Below are 22246 nucleotides of genomic sequence, written 5' to 3'. Positions count from 1 at the left end.
CTTATGCTTCAACTTCTTCTTGGACGTGCGGGATCAACTCAACCTCGTCATCTGGAACAGGCTCGTCTTTTTCACTCATGTGTTTGTGCTTAACAGCGAAGGCCAAGGCCTCCTCTTCCGTCCTGAATGCATTTGCCTTAAGCACGGAATCGAGACGATCCAGATGCAAAGAGCGCTTCTGAGATTGCATCGACTGGAACTGCACGGCTAACAGGTTCCGAGTCAGTCGGTAGAGCCGATCAGCAGCCTCAGGGTCGAGCTCCGCAGCTACCTCTTTCAATATCCCAAGATCTTCTGGCTCAAGCGGGTGCTGCTCCAGCGGTTTGCCTGGATAGGGCTCATCAAATACGCGCTGATAGATCTGCGGTACCAGGTCCTCAATCTCGCCTTTTTCCTCAACCCAGATCCGACGAATCGCGTCCATTTCTTCCAATGGAATCAGCTCGATTTGATCATGGCCAGGCACGTTGGCCGCACGCACCGTTTTCTGGGTGCGTAGCAGCTCCTCCAACAAGGTGGCGCGGTAATCCTGAAGGTATGGGCCGTGGATCAGCTCATCACGCTCGTTCATGATCTTGATCCGGCCATTCATTCGCTGGAAGTCCCGCTTATCCCAGTCGTGAATGGTCAGATAGTTATTACGGTAGTCCAGAATCGGCTGCATCCATGATTTCTGCTCGTCATTTTGAATCATCGCGCCCATGGACTTGTCCTGAGACACCATAGTGCAGACGTAGCAACCGAAGCGACTGTCACCACAGCTCGGCGTTGATTTATCAACGACGACAGGGCATTCCGCGTCGGGGGTGGCGCCTTTGTAGATATCGAACAAATCTTGATTATCGACACCCCACGGGTTCGGCTCCGTCAGGATGTACATCCAGACGTCATCGCTGCTCCACGTCTCGATGGGCAGGTAAACCCACACGCGTGAAAGCTTGGGATTACCATTTCGGCTCAGACGATCTCGAGAGCTACCGCTATAAACGTCCATTACCTTGTCACGGGCAGCACTCTCGCCACGCCTTTGACCCAGCACCAAGATCGCTTCGTTATTCGCTTCGGATAGGTCCTGGATGTATTTCTCGGAGGCGCTGATTTTCAGTCGGTCAGTACACCAACGAAACCGATTGCGCGGGGTTGGATAGCCTTTACCAATGAGGTTCACCCAAAAGCGGCTTTCCAAGGATGGCGTTAGTCGCCTGGGTACAAACGGCAACCCTTGTCGCTCGGCCTCATACTCCATTGTCTTCAACGAGCCGGCGACCCAAGCAGCAATTACCGGGTTCTCAACCAAAGTGTCAGTACTGATGACGTGAATTTCTTTGGTGCGCTGCTCAGCTGGCAACGCAGCCACGGCATTCCAGATGAGCTGGAGCGATGCGGTCGAGTCCTTCCCGCCGCTATAGCCGACAATCCAGGGCATGGAGTCGGACAGGTAGATGTTCTGGATTTCTTGAATGATGGACTCAGGAGGAGTCATTGGGCCATCCGATATCTGAGTAACCTTACCGAGCGGCAAGGAAAGCGTTTTCAACGTTTTGCTCTTCTGGTGAGAGCGGGCGCCCTAAGGCCGTCTTGATCTGGTTACACGTGAGGGTGACGTTTTGGCTGTTCTTGGACATCCGTCCGCCAACCATGGCCCGACCTTCCCAACAAGCGCTGTTTTTGCGAGACCAATCAATTGCAGCAAGGCCGGCCAGCGCTTTGGTCAAATTAGGTTTGCCATCCCGATAGATGCATTTTCCAACCCGACCTAACGCCTGGAGGACGATGGCGTGAGAATGGATGAAATCCTGGCGGACCTCACCAGCGGTCATCTTCCCGTTGCGCACATGCACCCACTCTGGAATCCGTTCGCCAACCGCCTCCCAGAACTCCATGCATTTGGCTGAAGCGCTTTGGAAGTCCTCAAGGTCCTTTTCGGTACACATCTCCATCACAGCGAAATTCAACGCACTTAGCGTGAATAGTTTGCGCGACCGCTGCGACAGGGATGAACGCTCGGTTTCGATCAGGTTACGGAAGACATTCGCGCTCAGGCTTAAATGCTTCGCCACGTTACCGGCAGCACTCCGGTGGTCATAAAGGATGCTAAGCGATGGCGACGGCTTGACCGCGTGCCGGTTGAGATCGGCAAACATTTGTTGGCAGCGCTCTAAACCGCGGTCGTGGAAGAACACCACCGCGATGGTCTCGTCTCCGAGCTCCGGCTTAGCAGCCAACGCTTGCTCAATCGCAGCGCGCCGATGCTGCCCATCGTTAACAACAAAGCGCGCGTCCATATCGATGGACAGTGTCCCCATGCGGAACGCGTTGGCGCTTCCGCTCCCAACGGGCTCAAACGAAACCTGACCATCTACAGAGGCTGTGATGGCAGAAAACGTATAGCTTTCGGGGTTTGCGACGATATACCGCGCAATCTCGGGAACCCGGGACAGGTTGATCGAACGCTGCGCCCTAAGCTCAGGCACGAGCTCTTCGTTGTCGAAAACAAAGAGCCTCGGCAGCAACCGCAAGGGGCACATCGAGACGTAGTATTCCCGACCCGCTTGAACACCGCGGATGGCAGGGAAGGTATAGGCGAAGGTACTGGTCATGGCGCAAAATGGTACCAAAATTGTTTGTGTGCGAACACACATACAAAGCACCTTTAGCCACAAACAGCCGCCCAAAGGTCTGACGACCACGCCGGGAATGGAAACCAAAAAGTAGCAAGGGGGGACCGATGCTCGACCTTAATGCCGACCAAATTGAACGCTTAATTGAGCTTGCCAGCCAAAAGTCTTTTTTTGACTACTTATCTCTATTCCTGCAAACCCTTGTCCCGCTAGGAGCCTTGCTATTCGGTTATTCCACGTTAAAAACTCATGCACGCAGAATTACTGCAGAGAAGTTAATCGAAAAGGATATTGACCGTCTCTACCAAAGCGTTGATCACTTCTTTGAATACGCCGACAAGATCAACTTGTTTTTTTCGTTACAACTGACAAAGATCAACAAGCGTCACCAAGGCAAACCAGTTGAAGAAAGCTTGGACGCTAAGCTGACAACCACCTCCGACCTAGTTTATGCAAACATCGCAAATGTGCGAAAAGCTTCTTTCATTTTGAGCTCTCTTGGCAAACCTGAGATAGCAAAAAAACTAGACAACTTCAGAGACGAGACAATACAGATCAGGAAATCTATATTTAACTCGTTGGACTCTTTGGGAGCATACCCAACCACATCTCAGATAGAGACTCTTATTGACTACATTAGCACTGAAAAAGAAAGAGCCTCTAAGCTTCGCGACGAATGCCTATTCGATCTATCTAAAATCAGTAATGAGTTAAAGAAGCCATTTCAGTAGATTCGAGCCGGACTATATTTTTGGACAGCGGGCCTCCCCACGGGTGCGTCTGTCCTCAGATCAAACTCCCCTCACACAACCCACCCGGCACCTTCATTACCCACTCCCTAACCGCCCGTACCGTCGGGTCATCCCGACGGCTCTCCGGATAAACCAGATGAAACGGTTTGCCCTCGATCTCCGGCCCGAACGGCTGCACCAGCCGCCCTTCCCTCAGTTCGTCCTCGATCAACTGTCGACTCATCAGGGCCACGCCCTGCGCGCCGATGGCGGCCGAGATGGCGTGGGTTTCGTCGGAGAAGACCAGCCCGGCGCTGACGTCCAGCCCCGGCACGTTGGCGAGCTTTTGCCACGACGCCCAATGAATCGGAGCGGACAAGGCAGCTTGCGCACGGAAGTGGATCAACGGGTGTTTGGGCAGCTCGGTTACATCCCGCAAGCCGAGGTGCGGGCTGCAAACAGGGACGAAGGTGTTGTCGAACAGCTTCTCCGCCACCAGCCCGGGCCAGCGGCCGTCGCCGTAGCGGATGGCGATATCCGCCGTGACGCCATCGAGCGCGACTGGCTCATGGGAGGTATGGAAGCGCAGATCGATATCCGGATGTGAATCGCGTAGCAGACAGACCCACGGCACCAGCCAGCGCACCGCGATGGCCGGTGTGGTGCTGAGGGTGATCGCCTGGCGGCAGGGCTTCGCGCTCAGGCGTTCGACCGTAGCGCTGATGCTGTCGAAGGCCGTTTCCAACGTCTGTTGCAGCTCCCGTCCCGGATCGGTCAGTTCCAGCTTCCGCGGTTTGCGCAGGAACAGCGCCACGCCGAGGGATTCCTCCAGCGAACGAATCTGGTGGCTGATCGCCGTGGCCGTGACGGACAGCTCCTCGGCGGCCTGCTTGGCCTCTCGTGGCGGGCCGCGGCTTCGAAGGCCCGCAGCGCAGAAAGCGAAGGTAACCGGCGATGCGCCATGGCTGAGTTTCTCTCATCTGTAGTTGGAAGAAATGGTCGTTTGTCGCTCGTACAGCCTAGCCCTAGGCTGGATTTACCGCGAACGACAGATGAGTTCAATCACAGAGGAGAATCGCCATGACGCACCTTCTGCACCTTGATGCCAGCGCCCGCCCAGGGCTTGCCGGCAAGGACGAGCACGGTTCCCACAGCCGTAACCTCACCCACCGCTTCGTCAGCCAGTGGGCGGCCCGCCGCGCGCAGGACGGCATCGTCTACCGCGATATAGGCCAGAACCCGCCTTCGTTTATCAGCCATGACTGGATCGCCTCCAGCTTTACGCCGGAAGAGCGCCGCGAGCCGTGGATGCGGGATACGCTGGCGGAAAGCGACCAGCTGGTCGATGAGCTGATCGCCGCCGATGTATTGGTCATCGGTACGCCGCTCTACAACTTCGGCATGCCCGCGGCACTGAAGGCCTGGATCGACCAGATCGTGCGCCCGGGCCGGACGGTCGAGGTCGACGAAAGCAAACTACCTGACCCGTACGTGCCGTTGCTGGCGGACCGGCCACGGCATGCGGTCATCCTCAGCGCCCGCGGCGGCATCGGCTTTGGTCCCGGCGGGGAGATGGCGCACATGAATCACCTGGAGCCGAACCTGGTGACGGCACTCAATTTCATCGGGATTACCCGCATCCATCAGATCGCGATTGAAGGTCAGGAAACCGGTGGCGAGGTATTGGCCGCCTCGGTGGCCGAGGCGCTGCGCGAGGTGGATGCCTTGGTCATGGAGCTGCAGTCGGCACTCGATGCGCCCCCACTCCATGCGCGGGAAAGGCAGGTGGAGCTCAATCAGGTGTAAGGCGGGCAACGCGTGGAAACGGCCTCGCTTTCCACGCTACGCTCCATGGGCATGGCACCCAGTCGAGACAGCGGAGCAGGCATGGCGAGCGACAAAGATTTCGTGCTGTACGTGGCGGAGCAGATCGGCCTGGGGAGCAGGCTGACGTACAGGAAGATGTTCGGCGAGTACGCCCTTTATCTGGACGATAAGGTCGTCGCGTTCGTCTGCGACAACAGCCTGTTCATCAAGCCTCCGGCGGCCGCCGAGACGCTCGCCCCGGACTTGCCGCAAGCGCCGCCCTACCCCGGCGCGAAGAACTATCCGGTGGCGGACGAGCTGCTGGACGATGCCGACGAACTCCGCCGCCTGGTGATCGAAACGGCTCGCCTTATGCCAGCACCTGCGCCACGCAAACCGAGGAAGAGAAGGCCAGACGCAGCCGCGACATAGCGGCAGGCAGGATCCCGTATCCCTGATCGCCATGCCGCTTCACCTGGCCAGTCGCACACCGCCCGGTACAATGCCGCCTTTTTCCGTACCGCCCCGGAGCGCCGCCATGTTCAGCCTCACCCACCTCGACACCCCGCCGCCGGAATCGCTTAAAAGCCAGGTGCTGCAGATGGTGGTGGATTACCTCGGCGACATCAGCCCGGTTTCGCTGCAGCCCAGCAATCCCCTGTATCAGCTGTATCAGTACGTGGTGGGTTTCGAGGTGCATCGCTATCTGGATAGCATGGACGGCGCGCAGGCCGGCAAGCCGGAGCTGATCATGGCGCTGGATGCTGAGGACCCGGCGGTCCTGCTCGGCTTCGCGCTGTATTTGCCATTTGTGGACGATCCCGAAGCCTGCGCGCTGGTCTATCTGGCGGTGGACGCCGGCCGTCGCCGCCAGGGCATTGGCCGGGCGATGGTCGAAGCGATGGTGACGCGCTATCCCCATGCCGAGGTGGCGTGCGTTGCAGGCAAGGTGCCGTATTTCAGCGCACTGGGCTTTCAGCCGCTGGTAGCGCGTGGCCCGCAGGTGGTGATGAATACCCGTAACGGGGCTTCGAACGGTGCGGTGGCGGTGCAGGATCTGGAGCCGATCTTCCAGTCCAAGGAAGTTCGGCAGATCTACAGCTACCTGGTGCAGCAGAACGGCCGTAAGGCGATGAGCGAGGCGGAGAAACAGCGCGACCGTCTGCTTGATCAACTGGCGCGCCAGGCGCAGGACCTGGTGCAGCAATCGAGCGTTCGGCGCTTGCATTGATCGGGCAAGGCGTCACCAGGCTCGGGCGATACCGAGCCCGCGCAGCTGCTCCATTCACGAGCCACACCTCAATCCATCGCGGATATACGCCTCGCCTTGTCGAACCGCGCGGTCTTTATCGCGGCTTACGCCAGGCGTCGCGCTAGCGCCCGGCCAGCCACTTGCCCAGCAGCCTGTCGAGCTGTTCCTGTTCGTCGCGACTGAGTGTGGCGAGGGCCGTTTTTTCGTTCTCGACGTGGGCGGTCATCAGGCCGTCGATCAGAGTGAAGCCGGCTTCGGTCAGGGCGACCAGGGTGCCACGACGGTCCTCGGGGTTCGGCTTGCGTTCGATCAGCCCGGCACGCTCGAGGCGGTCGAGCCGATTGGTCATGCCGCCTGACGAAATCATCGCAGCCTCATACAGCGCGGTCGGGCTCAGGGCATGCGGCGCCCCGGCGCGACGCAAGGTCGCCAGCACATCGAATTCGCCGTAGTGCAAACGGTGCTCATCGAAGAAGGGTTGCAGCACGTCTCGGTTGAGCACCTGCACCGCCTCGCCGAGCCGGCCGATCAGGCGCATGGGCAAGGTGTCCAGGTCCGGCCGTTGCTGTTGCCATTGTTCAACGGCGAGTTGAGCTCTATCGATCACCGGATACCTCGTCTATTTACCTTGATGTTAAAGATACTTATCGCAAAGACATTAACTGCCCACTTGGAGACTGCCATGCTTTCCGTTCGATCACCCGCGTCATCTTCACTATCGCGGGCCGGCGAGGCGTTACTGGCGGTCATGCTCGTCCTGCTGGTAGGCCTCAACCTGCGGCCTATCCTAGCGGCCATCGGGCCATTACTCGATGAAATCCAGGCCGCGACCGGTCTGGGCAGCGCCGGTGCAGGCGCACTTACCACCCTGCCCATCGCTGCCATGGGATTCTGCGCACTTGGCGGCGCCATGTTGCAAGCGAAGCTGGGCGAGCGCCGTGGCGTAGCGCTCGGGCTCACGCTGGTGGCGCTGGCCAGTGCCTTGCGCTGGGGCTCGCCGAACGGTGCGGGGCTGATCCTCACCGCCGCACTGGGTGGCGTGGGGATTGCCCTGGTGCAGGCGCTGATACCGGCGTACATCCACCGCTGCCATCCGCAGCGGACCAGCGCGCTGATGGGACTCTACACCACCGGCATCATGGGCGGCGCTGCTCTCGCCGCTGCCAGTGCCGCGCCGCTGGCAGAACGATTCGGTTGGGCGAATGGCTTGGCATTGTGGGCGATTCCGGCCGTACTGACCCTGTCGATCTGGTGGAACCTGGCGCGCCCGCCGGTCACGACAGGGCGAACCGCCTCCCGGCCGTTGCCGCTGAAATCGCCACATGCCTGGCGGCTGTTGCTGTTCTTCGGCATCGGTACGGCGGCCTATACCCTGGTGCTGGCCTGGCTGCCGCCCTATTACACGGGCCTGGGCTGGAGCGCTGCGGACAGCGGCCTGCTGCTCGGCGGCATCAGCCTGGCGGAAGTGGGCGCCGGATTGCTGCTCTCCGCGCTGATCGGACGAATCCGGCAGCGGCGGCCGCTGGTGCTGGGCGTGCTGGCCGTGGTGCTGGCCGGGCTGTTGTGCCTGGCATTGGCGCCGCTGGCGCTGGCAATCCCGACGGCAATTCTGCTGGGTGTAGGTATCGGCGCGCTGTTCCCGCTCTCGTTGATTCTGGCCATGGACCATGCACGGGATTCGGCCGACGCCGGCTCGCTGCTGGGATTCGTTCAGGGCGGCGGCTACCTGATTGCCAGCCTGGCACCGCTGGGAGCAGGCCTGTTGCGCGACCGGCTGGCGAGCCTGGCGGATGCCTGGCTGCTGATGGCCGTTGGCATCATGCTGTTGATGGGTCTGGCGTTGCAGCTCACCGCGCCGTCGCGAGAGGCGCAACCGGTATGACGCAGCCGTATCGAGATACCTGATCAACCGATTGGCGATGATCAGGCGCAGTTCAGATACGGCTCGATATTGGCGAGCGCTCGCGCTACGTAGTCCTCCTTCTCCCCTACCGGCGCGACGTAGTGCAGCGCCTCGGCTGCCGCATCGAGCCCAACCAGCCGTGCCAACGTCCAAGCCGCCAGATAGATGGACGCCAGACAGCCGCCGGCGGTTGCCAGGTTGCCGCGGGCGAAGAAGGGTTGCTCCAGCACTTCGATACCCGCTTCCTGCACCCAGGGCTTGGTGGTGAGGTCGGTGCAGCCGGGAACGCCGTTCAGCAAACCCGCTTTGGCAAGCAGCAGAGTGCCCGAACACTGGGCGCCGATCAGCTGGCGTGCGGGATTGAGCCGCGCTAGCAGCTGCATCACGGCGAGATCCTGAGCGACTTCACGGGTTCTGATGCCGCTGCCGACCAGCACGGCGTCGCAGAACTCGAGCTCGTCTAGACAAGCCTGTCGATACAGCCGCACGCCATTCATCGAGGTGACCATCTCGCTCGGCGAAGCCAGCGCCACACGCCAGCCCGGCCGCTTGATGCGGTTCAGGATGCCGAGCGCGATCAGCGAGTCCAGTTCGTTGAAGCCGTCAAAGGTAACAATGGCAATGTGCATGGCTGGGTCCAGCGCTGGTGAGTCGACCTATTCTCAAAGCGAGGCAGGCGCGCGCAAAGGCACAGTCGGAAGCGGCGATACCAGTACAGCGCGTAAGGCTGGCCACTGGGCGAGAAAGCGCTTGGTCACTCCACGGACCTGGACGAAGGGCCTGGCTTTCGCCGTTAAATCTTCACGCAGACAAATATCGCGTTCCCGGATGCCTGGTCCCAGAGCACGATCTTCTCGTAGTCATGCTCGAGCACATGCACTTCGAAGTACCGCTCCAGCAACTCGCTCAGCTCGGCAAAGCTCACTGCCACCATCCTGTGTTCGTCGTGCCAGACCTGGCTTTCATTGCTGATGGTCTTTTCGATTCGCAGCCTCAGCAATTGCTGCTCCCCTTCACCCGGGTAATGCCAACCGGAGCTGAAGGTGAACAGGCCGTCCGTATGCCTGGCCGTGTGCGAGACGAATGAGGCGTTGTCGATCCGACGCTTGTCCACGGCGTTGAAGCAGAACAGCCCGCCCGGGGCCAACGCGGCATGCACGCTGGCGATACAGGCCTGCAATCGCTGAAGCTCGGCGCTGTAATGAATGGAGTAAAGAAAGCAGGTGATCAGATCGGCCGGCTGCTCGACCGCAAAGCCACACATGTCCTGCAGGGAAAACTGCGCTCCCGGGCAGCGCGCGGCTGCTCTGTCCAGCATCGGCTGGTTGATGTCGAGCCCGCCGCTGGTATAGCCGGTATCGATGAAATGGCGGACGTGCGGGCCAGTGCCGCAGGCGAGGTCCAGATGCCTCGTCCCGCCATTGCCGAACAGCTGCTGCAACCGGTGGACACAGTGGCTTTGCGCCCGGTAGTCGATGTCCGCACACATGAGATCGTAATAACCCGACAAGTCGGTATAGAGAGCATCGCCGGGCATGATGACCTGATGTGTGAGGAAACGATGGGGGCGCGCATATTATCCCGGCCGGCTGGAAATCGCCCGGCAATTACCGCCGCGCTGGCGCATCCTGTTGCCCGTCCTCCAGATTACCCGGCGACCGTATGCTCGCCCCCTCTTTAGCGAGTCAGCTGAACGAAACGAAAGGCTGCCTCATGATCCATCGCGCTCAGGCCGAGGCGGGCCAGCGAGTCTGTCCAGGCACAGCTGCTCCATGCATTTGGCCCAATCGATCATGCGATCCGCTTCGAGCTGCACCAGCATGGCGTAGCGGCGTCCACCCCATACCGAAAGATGCAGCGCTTCCAGGGTTGCTGGCGAGGGACGCACCGGAAGGTCAGTCGCCGCATCGATGACCCGATGCCAGGCGGCCAACAGATCCTCGTAGGCCCGACGCTGATGCTTGGGCTCGGCCACCAGTGTTTCCAGCTCGAGCATATCCGGATGAAACCAGGGCAGCCGTGACTCGACCCCGGCAAGGGCGCGTACCAGTCGGCGGATGCGCTCGGGCCAGGCAAGCGCGGTTGGCGCTACCGCTTGCGCGTCGATGGCCTCCAGCAGCTGCTCGACGCAATAGCGCACGTAGCCCGAGTGCAGCGCGTGCTTGTTGGGGAAGTAGTCGTACAGGGTGCCGATGGCCACGCCGGCTTCGAGTGCGACCGCACGGGTCGTCAATCGAGACCAGCCGTCGCGCTGCCATATCCGAACATAGGTGTCGAAAATCGCCTGAACGGTGGCCTTGGCGCGCTGCTGAGTCGGCCGTTTGAGCGGCTTGGCGCTCGGCAATCGTGTGCTCATGAAATCCGAACCCGGCGGTGAAACGAAAGGGATAGAGTCGAAGCCGTCCATTTACGAACCCAAGGTGCCATCGATGAGCGTCATCCGCCAGTTGCAGAACAACAAGAAAGACATGCAGCAGACCCGCATTCAGACCCAACCGATGCCGGAGCTGAAGCCCGGCGAAGCCCTGCTGCGTATCAGCCGGCTGGCACTGACCACGAACAATGTCACCTATGCCGCATTCGGCGAGACACCTCACCTGCGCTATTGGGACTTCTACCCCACGGGCGATAGCGAGTGGTTCCACATGCCGGCGTGGGGCTTCGCCGAAGTCTTGGAGAGCACCGTCGATGGCCTGGCGAAGGGCGAACGCTTCTATGGCTTCTGGCCGATCGCCAGCCATGTCGTGATGCAGCCGGTACGCGTCTCCGAGCGCGGTTTCTACGACGGCGCCGAACATCGACTGGAACTCACCTCGGCCTACAACCAGTACCAACGCATCAGCAGCGACGCCGCCTATCGCGCAGAGAGCGAAAACTACCAGATGCTGTTGCGCCCGCTGTTCATCACCTCGTTCATGCTGGCCGATTTCCTCGACGACAACGCATTCTTCGGAGCGCGCCAGATCCTGATGTCGAGCGCCTCGAGCAAGACCGCGTACGGTACGGCGTTCTGCCTGCAGGACAACCCGGCCGTGCAGCTGATCGGGCTTACTTCCGCGGGCAACACGGACTTCGTAAAAGGGCTGGGTTGCTATCGCCAGGCAGTAGGCTACGACCAACTCGCTTCGCTGGACCCGAGCGTGCCCACGCTTTACGTCGACTTCTCCGGCAGCGCCGATCTACGCCGGCAGATCCACAGCCATTTCAAGGATGCCCTGGTGTACGACTGCTTCGCCGGGTCAGCCCAGAACCATGAATACAGAAAGACGGACGCAACGCTGGCCGGTCCGCAGCCACAGCCCTACTTCGCGCCTTATCAGATCAAGAAACGCAACGCCGACTGGGGCCCCGCCGAGGTGACCCGCCGCTTCAACGAGGCGCAGCTGGCCTTCATCGCTCGGGTGAGCGATGCGCAGCAGCCCTGGATGCAGGTGCACGAACACGCTGATCTGGAGTCCGCACAGGCGCTGGCCGAATCTTTGATCAAAGGCGACATCAATCCTCTAGAGGGCCACGCCGTGGTGCTCGACTGACCAGGTAATCGGTGCCGAGCAGATAACCTCAGCCAGTGCGGCCGGTCGATGCGGCTGGCGTATATCGAGCCAGTCGCTAGCCTGACTATCGGGCTTTCTTTGCGGGGAACGATCATGACTGGCGACGAGATCGCTGATTGCTACCGGGGCTACATCGCCTGTTTGAACAACAGGCGATGGGCAGAGCTGGAGCGCTTCGTTCATAAAGAAGTTCACTACAACGGCCAGTTCGTTGGGCTGGACGGCTATCGCCAGATGCTCGACGGCGACGTTCGGGCGATCCCCGATCTGCAGTTCAATATCGGGCTGCTCATCGTCGAGCCGCCCCATGTGGCGGCACAGCTGCGGTTCGATTGCACGCCCACAGGCGAACTGTTTGGCCTTGCTGTGAATGGCAAGAGAGTCGTCTTTACCGAAAACGTCTTCTACGAGTTCCTCGAGGGAAAGATCCGCAACGTGTGGTCGGTGATCGACAAGAAGGCAGTTGCCGATCAGCTCTGAGGGCGATGGCGGCTCACATCACATGTGGGGCGAAGACAAACGCGTGGTAATCGCACCCTTTCATGTTCTCGCTTCGGCACACACCCCGTCGGCTCAACGGCTTTCGCTGGCGCGACACGGAAGTCGCTCAAGCGCCCGCACTCTTCGCCGATATCGGAAGCACAACTAGATCGATTGGATGCCCTGCATGTTTAACAACCGCTTGAAAAAGGATTTGGAAGCCAAGGATGCCGAGCTGGCAATCCTGCGCCAGCTCATGGGCAAGATGAACGGTGACATGCTGTCGGTCACGCTGGATACCGACTTCAAGATCTGCGCGTTCAATGATCGATTCGCCAGTACCTTGGGCTACTCACACGGGCATCTCCAGGGCCGGCCCCTGGCCGAGATCGTTCCGCCCTACGTGAAGAACCTGCCCTGCTTTCACAACTTTCGCGCCGCGGTGGCCAAGCTCGAGCCGGTCAGCGACGACTATCGGTACCTGCGCGCCGACGGCAGCCTCGCCTGGTTGAAGATCCATTGGTATCCGATCGCAACGGCCGACGGAAAGCTTTCGCATATTCAGGGTTTCGGCAGCGATATCAGCGAGGCCGTGTATCAGGCGAAGGAGAACGAGGCATTCATCACCGCCCTGCTCCGCTCGACCGCGGTGATCCAGTTCAATCTGGACGGAATGGTGGTCACGGCCAATGAGCAGTTTCTCCAGACCATGGGCTATTCGCTCGGGGAGCTGAAGGGCAAACATCACAGCCTGTTCTGCACGCCGGAAGATGCCGCTTCGGCGGATTACAAGGCGTTCTGGCAGAAGCTCAACCGCGGCGAGTACGTCGCCGACCGCTTCAAGCGTGTCGACCGCCATGGCCGCGAGGTTTGGCTGGAAGCGACCTACAACCCGGTGCACGACACCGAAGGCAACCTCTACAAGGTGGTCAAGTTCGCCAACGTGGTGACCGATCAGGTCATGCGTGAGGCTGAAGTGCGGCAAGCCGCGGGCGTTGCCTACGACATTTCGCTGCAGACCGACGTCAGTGCCGAGCGCGGCGCCAGCGTGGTGAAGGACACCCTGGTGACGATGCAGAAGATCACCGACCAGGTGCAGTCCGCCACCGATGGCATCGAGGCGCTCGGCAAGCAGTCGCTGCTGATCAGCTCCATCGTCCAGACCATTGGCGGCATCGCCGCACAGACCAACCTGCTGGCGTTGAACGCGGCCATCGAGGCCGCCAGGGCTGGCGACCAGGGTCGCGGTTTCGCGGTGGTGGCCGACGAGGTTCGGCAACTGGCCGCGCGCACGAGCACCGCTACCGACGAGATCGTCAATGTGGTGCAACAGAACCAGGCGCTGGCCGACGAAGCCGTGCGCAACATGTTCGCCAGCCGCGAACAGGCGGTGCAGGGCCTGGGGCTGGCCAACCAGGCCGGTGCGGTGATCGTCGAGATTCAGGACGCCGCCAAGCAGGTGGTCAGTGCGGTCGAACGGTTCGCCAAGGAACTCTGACGACGTAACGACAGAACACGCCCCTGCCCCTAAAGCTGTTACGGCTGTTCGACATGCGCGGCAAAGCCGACCTGCCCTGGCGCCACCTCGGCCCTGAGCGTTAGCGCCGGAATGTCGTAGTCGCCGCCGTTCTGTTTGCGATAGGCAATGGGCTCAGTGCACCAGAGGTGGTCCAGGCGCTTGCCCAGTTCGTCGCGGAGTGTGTCGAATCGGGCCCGGTCGATGCGGCTGGTGCGGTGCACCAGAAACGGTGGCAGCACATCGAAGCCCGGGTAATGCAGGATGCCGTGATGGATGGGGAACAGCAGGTCCTCGATGGGCCCGTTGATCCCCCGCGGGCTGTAGTGTGATTCCCAGCCGCCGGTAGTCACGATCAGCATCGCCCGTTTGCCGACCATCGAGCCCTCGCCGTAGCGATCGCCCCAGCGCGCATCCGAGTGCTCTCCGACGCCATAAGCGAAACCGTAGGCATATACCCGGTCGACCCAGCCCTTGAGGATCGCCGGCATCGAGAACCACCAGAGCGGGAATTGCAGGATCAGCGCATCCGCCCAGCGCAGCTTGTCCTGCTCAGCCGCAATGTCAGAACTCTGCCGGCCACTGGCGAACGCGCGTCGGGAATCCTCGGAAGCATCGAAACGCGCTTCGGGGTCGCGATCCAGACTGTCGCCGGCATCGATCACGGCCTTCCAGCTCATGGCATACAAGTCGGAAACCTGGACCTGATGGCCAGCCGCCAGCAGACGGTGGACGGCAAATTCCTTCAGCGCGCCATTCAACGAGCGCGGTTCGGGATGGGCATAAACAAGCAGAACATTCATGGGAAACCTCCGTAGCGGGACGGCTGCAGAATGTCGCTTGCCCAGGTATGTTTGAAATGAATAAGCCATATCTCAGGTATTGCCATGAATAATCTCAGACGTCTCGATCTGAATCTGCTGGTGACCCTGGACGTGTTGCTGGCTGAGCACAATGTCACCCGCGCCGCAGAGCGCCTGAATTTTTCCCAGCCCTCGGTGAGCGTGCACCTGGCCAAGCTGCGGGACATTTTCGATGATCCTCTGCTGATACCTGGGCCGCGAGGCATGCGCCCGACTGCACGGGCTGAAGCGTTGCGCGAGCCCCTGCGCCTGGCGCTGGAGGCGCTGGAGCAAGCCGTCGCCCCAGCCAGCCCGTTCGACCCTGGCGCCGCGCAGAACGTCTGGCGCATCGCAGCCAGCGACTATGGCGAGTCCGCCATTGTGCTACCCGCTCTGGCCGGCCTGCGGTCCGCCGCACCGGGCACCCGCATCGCCGTGGTAGAGATGCAGCCTTCGCGCATCGCCCGCCAGGCTGAACAGGGTGATATCGACCTCGCCTTGCACACCGTCGACGGATCGCCATCTAACCTGCGCCGCCGTGTTCTGTTCACCGAGCGCTACGTGCTGGCCGGCCGTGCCGGGCATCCCCGCCTGCGGCGACGGCCGACGCTAGAGCAGTTCTGCGCGCTGGATCAGGTGATCGTCTCACCGGATGGCGGCGGCTTTCACGGTGCCACCGACGATGCCCTGGCCACGCATGGCCTGCAACGGCGCGTGGTGCTGTCGGTGCCGCATTTCCTGTTCCTGCGCTCGGTGCTGGAAAGCACCGACCTGGTGGCGATGCTGCCCGAACGGCTGGTTCAGGGTGTTGCACTGCAGGTCGTCGAAGCGCCGCTGGAGATTCCAGGCTACGAAATGGTCATGCTCTGGCATGAACGCGCCCATCGCGACCCGGCCCATCAATGGCTGCGCGAGCAGATCGTCAACGCGATCTAGCCCCGCCAGCGCGACGTGCTTCTGGGCTTCAGCTGATCCAGCGCGCCGGAGTTCTGCCTTGCCCAGTCGTAGATCAGTTCGATGGGTTCAACCATCAGCTGGCCCAGCGGCGAGAGCGCATAGCTCACCGCCGGCGGCACCGAATCGAGCGTGTAGCGCTCGATCAGGCCGCTTTGCTCCAGTTCGCGAAGCGTCTGGATCAGCATTTTCTTGGAGATGCCAGGCAGGCTGCGATGCAATGCGCCACTGCGTGAGGTGCCTCCATGCCGGGCATGCAGCGTGTGCAGAATCATGCTGGTCCACTTGGTGGAGAAGAGCTCGAGCACGCGTCTTGGTGCGCAGTCTTCGCGCCATTGTTCTTCGTCAGAGCCCGGTTGCATGGGGGATGGTCACCATTTGGTGCCGACTTGGATCGGCATTTTCGAGTGGGTAAGGTGCAGGCCTGTTTCGCTTTGTGGGGGTCTGCACATGACAAATCAAGCACTGGTGGTCGGAGCGAGCGGCATTGTCGGCAGCGCGCTGTCGCGCCTGCTGGCCGATGAAGGCTGGAACGTGGCGGGACTGGCTCGCCGACCGAATACCGACGCGGGTGTCACGCCGATCAGCGCCGACCTGCTGGACCCCAAGGCGCTTGACTCGGCGCTGGCCGGCGTTTCACCCACTCACGTCTTCCTCACCACCTGGGCGCGCCAGGCCAGCGAGGCGGAGAATATCCGCGTCAACGCGCAGATGGTACGCAACCTGCTCGAAGCCGTCCGGCCGGCTGGTACGCTGCGCCATGTCGCCCTGGTCACCGGCCTCAAGCACTACCTCGGCCCGTTCGAAGCCTACGGCAAGGGCGCGCTGCCGCAGACGCCGTTCCGCGAGGAACAGGGGCGGCTGGATGTCGAGAACTTCTATTACGCCCAGGAAGATGAGGTGTTCGCCGCGGCGGAGCGCGATGGCTTCAGCTGGAGCGTGCATCGCCCGCACACCATCACCGGCGTCGCGGTCGGCAACGCCATGAACATGGCCACCACGCTGGCCGTGTACGCCTCCATCTGCCGCCATACGGGGCGGCCTTTCCGCTTTCCGGGCTCGGACGTGCAGTGGCACAGCCTGACCGACATGACCGACGCCGCTCAGCTCGCCAGGCACCTGCGCTGGGCCGCCAGCACGCCGGCAGCCGCCAACCAGGCCTTCAACGTCGTCAATGGCGATGTGTTTCGCTGGAAATGGATGTGGTCGCGCATTGCCGAGTGGTTCGGCATCGACGCCGCGCCGTTCGATGGTCCGGCCCCGTTGGAGCAGCAGATGGCGGGCGACGCGGCAATCTGGAGCGACATGGCGAAGCAGTTCGGTCTCGCCGAGGCGGACATCGGCAAGCTCATCTCGCCGTGGCACACCGATGCCGATCTGGGCCGCCCGATCGAGGTGGTGACGGATATGTCGAAGAGTCGCAAGCTCGGCTTTCTGGATTACCAGGCCAGCGACGAGGCGTTCTTCGATGTCTTCGCCAGGCTGCAGGCGAGCAAGCTCATTCCCTGACCCGGTCGCGCAGCTAAAAACCCTTTGCCGACCAAACCGTCCCGTATACTCGCGCGTTTTCCGCGCGAGTCCCCTTCCGTGAGCAACAAACGCTATGCCTGCATCGGCCTGAGCAACCCCAAATCGCCGTCCAACGTGGGGGCGATCATGCGTGCCGCAGGCTGCTATGGCGCCGCTTCGGTGTTCTACACCGGCACCCGCTACGACCGAGCCAAGGACTTCGTCACCGACACTAAGAAGGTCCACCAGGACATTCCGCTGATCAACATCGACGACCTGCGCAAGATTCTCCCGCTCGGCTGCGTGCCGGTTGCGGTGGAGCTGGTCGAAGGCGCCCGCTCGCTCCCCGAGTACACGCACCCGGACCGCGCGCTGTACATCTTCGGTGCCGAGGACGGCTCGCTGAGCAAGGAAATCCGCGACTGGTGCGAGGACGTGGTGTACATCCCCACCAACGGCTGCATGAACCTCGCCGCGACGGTGAACGTGGTGCTCTACGACCGCCTGGCCAAGGGCAACAACACCCGCTCCGGGCCGCAGTTCTGATCGAACGATGGATGCGCTACACGCCGCACGTGGACAACGCTTCGCTTGTTCGCTGAAGATGGCGGCGATCGACTCCAAGCGTCGCCGGCCACGTTTGAATCCGGCGATTTCCGCATCTCGACTTCAAGAGCACAGCATGAAAGCACTTCCGATTCTGGGCGCTGCCCTCGCACTCTTGGTCCCCTCGGCCTATGCCGAGGAACTGCAGGTCACCCTCGACGGCCTGCAACACGACAAGGGCCAGGTGGCCGTAGCGGTATATTCCAGCGCGAAAACCTTCCGCAAGGACGACCAGGCGTTCGCCGCGCAGAAGGCCAAGGCCGAGCAGGGAGCCGTGACCCTGGTGTTCAAGGACCTGCCGCCCGGACACTACGCGGTGCTGGCCTACCATGACGAGAACGGCAACGGCGAGCTGGACCGCCGCTTCGGCATGATCCCAACGGAAGGCTACGGGCTGTCGAACAATCCCAAGGTGATGGGCCCGCCGTCCTTCGAGGACAGCGCATTCGAGGTGCCCGCCGGCGAACCGACCCGGGTCACGCTGGAGATGCGTTACTAACGAAACAACCCGGGAAACCGCGTGGAAAAGGCTTCGCCGTTTTCCACCCTAGCGACGCCGCATCCATGTCCGCGGCTGAACTCAGCGGCAGTTGCCGGCACAGCCCCCACGGGCACATGCCGGCGCTTCCGGATTCTTCAATACGCGGCTGTTGACCACCCCGGCAGCCGTCATCAGTTTGGTCACCGGCGCGTCGTCCGGAATGTTCGAATCTTCGGCCAGCGCGTCGGCTGCGCGCAGTTCGCCCCAGGTTTTCGGCCGTAGCGCCATGGCATGGCGAACTTCATAAACCTGACCATTGGCTTCGCAGCGGTAGTCGTAGGTTGGCATGGTATTCCTCTCGCGATAATTCGGTGCCGGCAGCCCGTGCGGACAGCAGCGGGCTGTCTGCTGCACACGGCCGCACTCGTAAGAGCACTGTGCTTTTCAGCAGCGTCGTGAGCGGCTACGGAAACCGCCGGCACGTACTGGCTATGCCGATTTCATCATCACCAGCGCGAAACCCACCACGATGCCAGCCAGGGCAATCAGCCAGCCGATGCGATGGGCGCGGTTCTTCTGGGCTTGGCGGACGGGGTCTACGGGCTTTTTCTTTCTCACGATTCACCTGGCTCTGGAAAACACGCTGCTGCCGCTTGGCGCTCACGCCTCTCGGCGCAGCGCGCCTTTTTAGGCCGGGCGGGTCGAATTGTCCAGTGGATGAACATTCACGCGAGGTCACGCCTGGCCGGCGTCTAGCCGAGCGGGCTCTGATCGGCTTCCGGTTGGTCGTTCGAATCGGTGCCTGAATCGTTTTCGCCCGAGTCCGGCACATCGCCGTACTCGTCATAATCCGGCGGGGTCAGGCCATCCTTGAGTGGGTCGTCTGGATCGATCATGGCAGCTGTCCTCTGGCAACAATGAGCTTTGACATTGCCTTGGAACCCGAGGGCAGAGCGTGCGTTTCGTCAGCGCCGTACATCTCGATGTGCGGTCCGTGCGGTCCGTGCGCACCGAGTCGCGCAACACCGCGGACCTACGGCCGACGCACTCCCGTCAGGGTTTCGATGATGCGGCACTCGCGGACCGACGATTCGCTGCAGCCCGCCAAGCGCTGCAGCTCCGCTTCGAGCCGCTGCAGATCGGCGATGCGCTGGCGCACTTCGACCAGATGCGTCTGCACCAGGCGATCGACATCGGTGCAGGCATGCTCGGGCTGGTCGGCCAGCTCGACCATGGTGCGGATCTCGTCGAGGGAAAACCCCAGCTCCCGCCCACGCTTGATGAAACGCAGCCGCGCGGCGTCCTGCTCGCTGAAAGTGCGATAGCCGGATTCGGTGCGCGCCGGCGCCGCAAGCAGCCCGATGCGCTCGTAATAGCGGATGGTCTCCACGTTCACTGCCGTGGCCTTGCTGAGTTTGCCGATGGTAAGTGGCATCGCTTGACCCTGTAGTGGCTACAGGGTTTAGCGTAGCGCCATCGACAACTGGAGGCGATGTCATGGCGGGAAATTGTTGCAGCGGCGGCTGCGCCACCACGGCGGCACGCGGACGCTATCGGCGCATTCTCTGGATTGCGCTGCTGATCAACCTGGCGATGTTCGGCGTCGAGATCGGCGCAGGCGTGCGCTCGGGGTCGGTATCGCTGCTGGCGGACTCGCTGGATTTCTTCGGCGATGCGGCCAACTACGGCGTCAGCCTGTTCGTGCTGGGCCTGGGCGTGGTGATGCGGGCGCGGGCGTCGCTGGCCAAGGCGCTGACGATGGGCCTGTTCGGCGTGTTCATCCTGGTGGTCGCGGTCGGCAATTTCGTCGATGGCAGCGTGCCGCATGCCTCGACCATGGGCGTCGTCGGCGTGATCGCGCTGCTGGCCAATATCGCGGTGGCCGCCATGCTCTACGCCTACCGCGAAGGCGACAGCAACATGCGTAGCGTCTGGCTATGCAGCCGCAACGATGCGCTCGGCAACCTGGCGGTGATGTTGGCCGCGCTGGGGGTGTTCGGCACCCGCGCCGGATGGCCCGATCTGATCGTGGCGACGATCATGGCGTTGCTCTCCATCAGCGCGGCGGTACAGATCACCCGCCATGCCCTGGAGGAGTTGCGATCCGAACGGATGGCGGTCAGCGATGTGGAGCGACGCGCCTGATCCCGCGCGGCACGCGCGACTAAGCCTCGCCACGAGGGCGAGCGCGCTCGGCAAGAAACGCCACCGGTGCCGTGCCATCGGCATTCAACTGGAAGATCTCACGCGGCCTGCCCTGCTCGTCGAGCACCAGCAGGCCGATACCCGAGCCGTTCCATAGCCGTTCGCCGGCGTTGCTGCGGTCCGGTACGCGCGGCACGACTTCCAGCCGGCGGCGCTTGGTCAGCCAGTTCAATGGCGACCAGGGCGCGTAGAGCCAGCGGTTGAGGCGATCGAACCAGTCCAGCAGGCGCCGCGGAAACTCGTTCTTCACGCCGCTGCTGGTGATCTGCCAGACGCACGGCCCGCTATCGCGGGAACGGATGTGCACTTCGTAGACGAAGGAGTAGTGCACGTCGCCGGACAGCACCACGTAGTTACCCGGCGTTCGTGTGTGGCGAAAGATATTCATCATCACGTGGGCGGCGCCGCGATGGGCCATCCAGTTCTCCGCATCGACCAGCAACGGCTGGCCGGCCCAGCTGAACACGCGCTGCACTGCCTCGATCAGCTTGACGCCGAACATCGGTGCCGGCGAGACGATCAGCACCGACGGCTTGTCGAGAATGTTCTGCTGGAATTCGCTCAGCGCCTCCCAGTCCATCAGGCCGGACGGTCGACTGAGGTTGCGCTCGCTGCGCCAGCGCCGGGTGCGCGTGTCCAGCACCACCAGCGGCGGATCGGTGGGCAGCTCGTAGCCCCAACCGTCGAGCCTGAACAGCGTATCGATCAGCTGATCCTGCGCCGTGCAATCCAGCCAGCCATCGCTCGCCGTCGCCAGCAGCTCACGCACCGGCAGCAGCAACTCGGCGAAACGCGTCGGATCGTTGCCCCAGGCCTGACACAGCAGATAGGCGAGCAGCGCGTTGCCGATGATGCGCCGCGACAGCGGATGGCCGTAGGCGGTCTCTTCCCAGCGCGCGGAGAGATTCCAGTCATCGGTGATGTCGTGGTCATCGAAGATCATCAGCGACGGCATATGAGCCAGGGCACGGGCCACCTTCGGCAGTCCCGCGATAAAACCTTGCAGGCAGGCCTCTTCACTCCGGTAACGCTCGGCCTCGGCTGGCTCCAGCGCGGGCATCTGCGGGGCGATCAGCGACCAGGGCGTCGGCGACCAGACGAGCAGGTACATCGCCATGACCTCGCCCAGGCTGATCAGATGGTTCTGCCCGTTGGCGGTGGTGAACACCGGCTTTTCCACGCCACCAAAGAAGCGCTCGCGCAACGCCTCGTTGGACTTGAATGCGGGCAACAGCTGCTCGCGACGGTAATAGCTGGCCGGATGGGTCATCAGCTCATCGCTATTGTTCACCACCGCACCTTCGAGCTGTTCGCCATAAAGCCCCAGCCGGCGCACCAATGCGTGGATCGCCACCAGCATCGGCCCCGCGACATCATCGGCATAGACCTGGTCGCCCGTCATCAACAGCACGGCCGGGCGCTCGGCCGGACTGTCCAGCGCGTCACTCAGCAGTTCGTCGACACACAGCAGACCATCTGTCGCGGAGTGGTGCGGCTTGCGGCAGGAACCATGCAGCACGCGATCGAGCCGCGACTTGATGACGAAGCTCGGCCGCGTCGCGCCGTCGTAAAGCAGATGGGGTGCCCAGTCGGCGATGCCCTGCGCCCCTGCGCCATCGTGGATGCGCAGGTCGTACTCGATCAGGCAATCGGTGGGCAGCGGTGCGTCCGGCACCAGATGAATCAGGTGTACCACCGCGTGTCTGCCGATGGGCAGGCGCTGGCAGCTCAGCTCATCGAGCGACACAGATTTTTGCAGTCCGCCCGCCGGGCTTTCGAGAATCAG

General features: G+C 61.9%; 26 protein-coding genes and 1 pseudogene. 13 read left to right on the top strand and 14 right to left on the bottom strand.

Going from position 1 to position 22246, the window contains the following annotated elements:
- Position 1 precedes the first annotated feature (1 nt).
- Together dndC and dndB are read right to left on the bottom strand one after the other, a co-directional pair.
- Positions 2-1537: a DNA phosphorothioation system sulfurtransferase DndC gene (dndC, locus tag LO50_RS11445; protein WP_236690584.1), complete on the bottom strand. Its 1536-nt coding sequence runs from the start codon at positions 1535-1537 to the stop codon at positions 2-4.
- Complete coding sequence (gene dndB / locus LO50_RS11440) at positions 1509-2600, bottom strand: DNA sulfur modification protein DndB (RefSeq protein WP_080902101.1); 1092 nt, start codon at positions 2598-2600, stop codon at positions 1509-1511. Before dndB ends, dndC begins: the two co-directional genes overlap by 29 nt.
- Positions 2601-2728: 128 nt before the next feature.
- Here dndB and LO50_RS11435 point away from each other — a divergent pair, with 128 nt between their 5' ends.
- Positions 2729-3352, top strand: coding sequence for a hypothetical protein (locus LO50_RS11435; protein ID WP_044315057.1), 624 nt, complete (start codon positions 2729-2731; stop codon positions 3350-3352).
- A gap of 55 nt (positions 3353-3407) precedes the next feature.
- Here the strand turns inward: LO50_RS11435 and LO50_RS11430 are convergent.
- Positions 3408-4315: pseudogene (locus LO50_RS11430) on the bottom strand (LysR substrate-binding domain-containing protein).
- Positions 4316-4432: 117 nt separating this feature from the next.
- Between LO50_RS11430 and LO50_RS11425 the strand changes: the two are divergent.
- From LO50_RS11425 to LO50_RS11415, 3 genes are all read left to right on the top strand, one after another.
- On the top strand, positions 4433-5158 hold the full coding sequence (locus LO50_RS11425) for an FMN-dependent NADH-azoreductase (protein WP_044315056.1): 726 nt from the start codon (positions 4433-4435) through the stop codon (positions 5156-5158).
- Between the two features lie 81 nt (positions 5159-5239).
- Positions 5240-5590, top strand: a complete 351-nt coding sequence (locus tag LO50_RS11420; RefSeq protein ID WP_044315055.1) for a TfoX/Sxy family protein — start codon at positions 5240-5242, stop codon at positions 5588-5590.
- Positions 5591-5696: 106 nt separating this feature from the next.
- Positions 5697-6389, top strand: coding sequence for a GNAT family N-acetyltransferase (locus tag LO50_RS11415; RefSeq protein WP_044315054.1), 693 nt, complete (start codon positions 5697-5699; stop codon positions 6387-6389).
- Between the two features lie 142 nt (positions 6390-6531).
- Here the strand turns inward: LO50_RS11415 and LO50_RS11410 are convergent, their stop codons facing one another.
- Positions 6532-7017 carry a MarR family winged helix-turn-helix transcriptional regulator gene (locus LO50_RS11410; RefSeq protein ID WP_031297762.1) on the bottom strand — a complete coding sequence of 162 codons (486 nt, stop codon included), beginning with the start codon at positions 7015-7017 and terminating at the stop codon, positions 6532-6534.
- Positions 7018-7158: 141 nt separating this feature from the next.
- On the opposite strand from LO50_RS11410, the gene LO50_RS11405 reads away from it, so the two are divergent.
- The gene (locus LO50_RS11405) at positions 7159-8292 is read left to right on the top strand and encodes an MFS transporter (RefSeq protein WP_044315053.1); all 1134 of its coding nucleotides are present in this window, start codon (positions 7159-7161) and stop codon (positions 8290-8292) included.
- A 41-nt stretch (positions 8293-8333) separates the two neighbouring features.
- On the opposite strand, the gene LO50_RS11400 is transcribed toward LO50_RS11405, so the two are convergent.
- The 3 genes from LO50_RS11400 to LO50_RS11390 form a co-directional block, all read right to left on the bottom strand.
- Positions 8334-8942 carry a DJ-1/PfpI family protein gene (locus LO50_RS11400; protein ID WP_042928029.1) on the bottom strand — a complete coding sequence of 203 codons (609 nt, stop codon included), beginning with the start codon at positions 8940-8942 and terminating at the stop codon, positions 8334-8336.
- 164 nt (positions 8943-9106) lie between these two features.
- Complete coding sequence (locus tag LO50_RS11395) at positions 9107-9850, bottom strand: class I SAM-dependent DNA methyltransferase (RefSeq protein ID WP_044315052.1); 744 nt, start codon at positions 9848-9850, stop codon at positions 9107-9109.
- 174 nt (positions 9851-10024) lie between these two features.
- Entirely contained in the window at positions 10025-10669 is a 645-nt protein-coding gene (locus LO50_RS11390) for a TetR/AcrR family transcriptional regulator (protein ID WP_044315062.1), read from the bottom strand.
- 73 nt (positions 10670-10742) lie between these two features.
- Here LO50_RS11390 and LO50_RS11385 point away from each other — a divergent pair, with 73 nt between their 5' ends.
- The 3 genes from LO50_RS11385 to LO50_RS11375 all read left to right on the top strand — a co-directional run bounded on the left by LO50_RS11385 (position 10743) and on the right by LO50_RS11375 (position 13845).
- The gene (locus tag LO50_RS11385) at positions 10743-11846 is read left to right on the top strand and encodes a DUF2855 family protein (protein WP_044315051.1); all 1104 of its coding nucleotides are present in this window, start codon (positions 10743-10745) and stop codon (positions 11844-11846) included.
- Between the two features lie 114 nt (positions 11847-11960).
- Positions 11961-12347: an ester cyclase gene (locus LO50_RS11380; protein WP_041013604.1), complete on the top strand. Its 387-nt coding sequence runs from the start codon at positions 11961-11963 to the stop codon at positions 12345-12347.
- A gap of 187 nt (positions 12348-12534) precedes the next feature.
- Complete coding sequence (locus tag LO50_RS11375; protein ID WP_044315050.1) at positions 12535-13845, top strand: methyl-accepting chemotaxis protein; 1311 nt, start codon at positions 12535-12537, stop codon at positions 13843-13845.
- A 38-nt stretch (positions 13846-13883) separates the two neighbouring features.
- Here LO50_RS11375 and LO50_RS11370 read toward each other — a convergent pair whose 3' ends face one another.
- Positions 13884-14666, bottom strand: coding sequence for an NAD(P)H-dependent oxidoreductase (locus LO50_RS11370; RefSeq protein ID WP_044315049.1), 783 nt, complete (start codon positions 14664-14666; stop codon positions 13884-13886).
- An 84-nt stretch (positions 14667-14750) separates the two neighbouring features.
- Here LO50_RS11370 and LO50_RS11365 point away from each other — a divergent pair, with 84 nt between their 5' ends.
- Positions 14751-15641 carry a LysR family transcriptional regulator gene (locus LO50_RS11365; protein WP_044315048.1) on the top strand — a complete coding sequence of 297 codons (891 nt, stop codon included), beginning with the start codon at positions 14751-14753 and terminating at the stop codon, positions 15639-15641.
- On the opposite strand, the gene LO50_RS11360 is transcribed toward LO50_RS11365, so the two are convergent.
- Positions 15638-16021 (bottom strand): winged helix-turn-helix transcriptional regulator, encoded by a 384-nt coding sequence (locus LO50_RS11360; RefSeq protein ID WP_044315047.1) that lies wholly within the window; start codon positions 16019-16021, stop codon positions 15638-15640. The two genes, LO50_RS11365 and LO50_RS11360, sit on opposite strands and share 4 nt — an antisense overlap.
- A gap of 88 nt (positions 16022-16109) precedes the next feature.
- Here LO50_RS11360 and LO50_RS11355 point away from each other — a divergent pair, with 88 nt between their 5' ends.
- The 3 genes from LO50_RS11355 to LO50_RS11345 all read left to right on the top strand — a co-directional run bounded on the left by LO50_RS11355 (position 16110) and on the right by LO50_RS11345 (position 18273).
- A complete protein-coding gene (locus tag LO50_RS11355; protein WP_023445534.1) occupies positions 16110-17168 on the top strand; it encodes an SDR family oxidoreductase in 1059 nt (352 codons plus the stop codon).
- A gap of 78 nt (positions 17169-17246) precedes the next feature.
- On the top strand, positions 17247-17714 hold the full coding sequence (locus LO50_RS11350) for an RNA methyltransferase (protein ID WP_003281467.1): 468 nt from the start codon (positions 17247-17249) through the stop codon (positions 17712-17714).
- A 136-nt stretch (positions 17715-17850) separates the two neighbouring features.
- Positions 17851-18273, top strand: coding sequence for a DUF2141 domain-containing protein (locus LO50_RS11345; protein ID WP_014819975.1), 423 nt, complete (start codon positions 17851-17853; stop codon positions 18271-18273).
- A gap of 81 nt (positions 18274-18354) precedes the next feature.
- Here LO50_RS11345 and LO50_RS11340 read toward each other — a convergent pair whose 3' ends face one another.
- The 4 genes from LO50_RS11340 to LO50_RS11335 all read right to left on the bottom strand — a co-directional run bounded on the left by LO50_RS11340 (position 18355) and on the right by LO50_RS11335 (position 19690).
- Positions 18355-18603 (bottom strand): FmdB family zinc ribbon protein, encoded by a 249-nt coding sequence (locus LO50_RS11340; RefSeq protein WP_044315046.1) that lies wholly within the window; start codon positions 18601-18603, stop codon positions 18355-18357.
- 141 nt (positions 18604-18744) lie between these two features.
- Positions 18745-18873, bottom strand: a complete 129-nt coding sequence (locus LO50_RS25590) for a hypothetical protein (RefSeq protein ID WP_023445530.1) — start codon at positions 18871-18873, stop codon at positions 18745-18747.
- Positions 18874-19007: 134 nt separating this feature from the next.
- A complete protein-coding gene (locus LO50_RS25090) occupies positions 19008-19151 on the bottom strand; it encodes a hypothetical protein (protein WP_014819973.1) in 144 nt (47 codons plus the stop codon).
- A gap of 137 nt (positions 19152-19288) precedes the next feature.
- Positions 19289-19690 (bottom strand): MerR family transcriptional regulator, encoded by a 402-nt coding sequence (locus LO50_RS11335; RefSeq protein ID WP_044315045.1) that lies wholly within the window; start codon positions 19688-19690, stop codon positions 19289-19291.
- Positions 19691-19752: 62 nt separating this feature from the next.
- Between LO50_RS11335 and LO50_RS11330 the strand changes: the two genes are divergently transcribed.
- Complete coding sequence (locus tag LO50_RS11330; RefSeq protein WP_044315044.1) at positions 19753-20400, top strand: cation efflux transmembrane domain-containing protein; 648 nt, start codon at positions 19753-19755, stop codon at positions 20398-20400.
- Positions 20401-20419: 19 nt separating this feature from the next.
- On the opposite strand, the gene LO50_RS11325 is transcribed toward LO50_RS11330, so the two are convergent.
- On the bottom strand, positions 20420-22246 hold a 1827-nt coding region (locus tag LO50_RS11325; RefSeq protein WP_044315043.1), incomplete at its 5' end, for a metallophosphoesterase family protein.

It is taken from the genome of Stutzerimonas stutzeri (assembly GCF_000935215.1).
GTDB lineage: Bacteria > Pseudomonadota > Gammaproteobacteria > Pseudomonadales > Pseudomonadaceae > Stutzerimonas.
The sequence above is the reverse complement of the archived record's forward strand: the minus strand, read 5'-3'. Positions and strand labels throughout refer to the sequence as shown.

Coding starts and splice junctions, on each gene's coding strand:
- dndB (WP_080902101.1), bottom strand. CDS start 2,600: ATGACCAGTACCTTCGCCTATACCTTCCCTGCCATCCGCGGTGTTCAA.
- LO50_RS11435 (WP_044315057.1), top strand. CDS start 2,729: ATGCTCGACCTTAATGCCGACCAAATTGAACGCTTAATTGAGCTTGCC.
- LO50_RS11425 (WP_044315056.1), top strand. CDS start 4,433: ATGACGCACCTTCTGCACCTTGATGCCAGCGCCCGCCCAGGGCTTGCC.
- LO50_RS11420 (WP_044315055.1), top strand. CDS start 5,240: ATGGCGAGCGACAAAGATTTCGTGCTGTACGTGGCGGAGCAGATCGGC.
- LO50_RS11415 (WP_044315054.1), top strand. CDS start 5,697: ATGTTCAGCCTCACCCACCTCGACACCCCGCCGCCGGAATCGCTTAAA.
- LO50_RS11405 (WP_044315053.1), top strand. CDS start 7,159: ATGCTCGTCCTGCTGGTAGGCCTCAACCTGCGGCCTATCCTAGCGGCC.
- LO50_RS11400 (WP_042928029.1), bottom strand. CDS start 8,942: ATGCACATTGCCATTGTTACCTTTGACGGCTTCAACGAACTGGACTCG.
- LO50_RS11395 (WP_044315052.1), bottom strand. CDS start 9,850: ATGCCCGGCGATGCTCTCTATACCGACTTGTCGGGTTATTACGATCTC.
- LO50_RS11390 (WP_044315062.1), bottom strand. CDS start 10,669: ATGAGCACACGATTGCCGAGCGCCAAGCCGCTCAAACGGCCGACTCAG.
- LO50_RS11385 (WP_044315051.1), top strand. CDS start 10,743: ATGAGCGTCATCCGCCAGTTGCAGAACAACAAGAAAGACATGCAGCAG.
- LO50_RS11380 (WP_041013604.1), top strand. CDS start 11,961: ATGACTGGCGACGAGATCGCTGATTGCTACCGGGGCTACATCGCCTGT.
- LO50_RS11375 (WP_044315050.1), top strand. CDS start 12,535: ATGTTTAACAACCGCTTGAAAAAGGATTTGGAAGCCAAGGATGCCGAG.
- LO50_RS11370 (WP_044315049.1), bottom strand. CDS start 14,666: ATGAATGTTCTGCTTGTTTATGCCCATCCCGAACCGCGCTCGTTGAAT.
- LO50_RS11365 (WP_044315048.1), top strand. CDS start 14,751: ATGAATAATCTCAGACGTCTCGATCTGAATCTGCTGGTGACCCTGGAC.
- LO50_RS11360 (WP_044315047.1), bottom strand. CDS start 16,021: ATGCAACCGGGCTCTGACGAAGAACAATGGCGCGAAGACTGCGCACCA.
- LO50_RS11355 (WP_023445534.1), top strand. CDS start 16,110: ATGACAAATCAAGCACTGGTGGTCGGAGCGAGCGGCATTGTCGGCAGC.
- LO50_RS11345 (WP_014819975.1), top strand. CDS start 17,851: ATGAAAGCACTTCCGATTCTGGGCGCTGCCCTCGCACTCTTGGTCCCC.
- LO50_RS11340 (WP_044315046.1), bottom strand. CDS start 18,603: ATGCCAACCTACGACTACCGCTGCGAAGCCAATGGTCAGGTTTATGAA.
- LO50_RS25090 (WP_014819973.1), bottom strand. CDS start 19,151: ATGATCGATCCAGACGACCCACTCAAGGATGGCCTGACCCCGCCGGAT.
- LO50_RS11335 (WP_044315045.1), bottom strand. CDS start 19,690: ATGCCACTTACCATCGGCAAACTCAGCAAGGCCACGGCAGTGAACGTG.
- LO50_RS11330 (WP_044315044.1), top strand. CDS start 19,753: ATGGCGGGAAATTGTTGCAGCGGCGGCTGCGCCACCACGGCGGCACGC.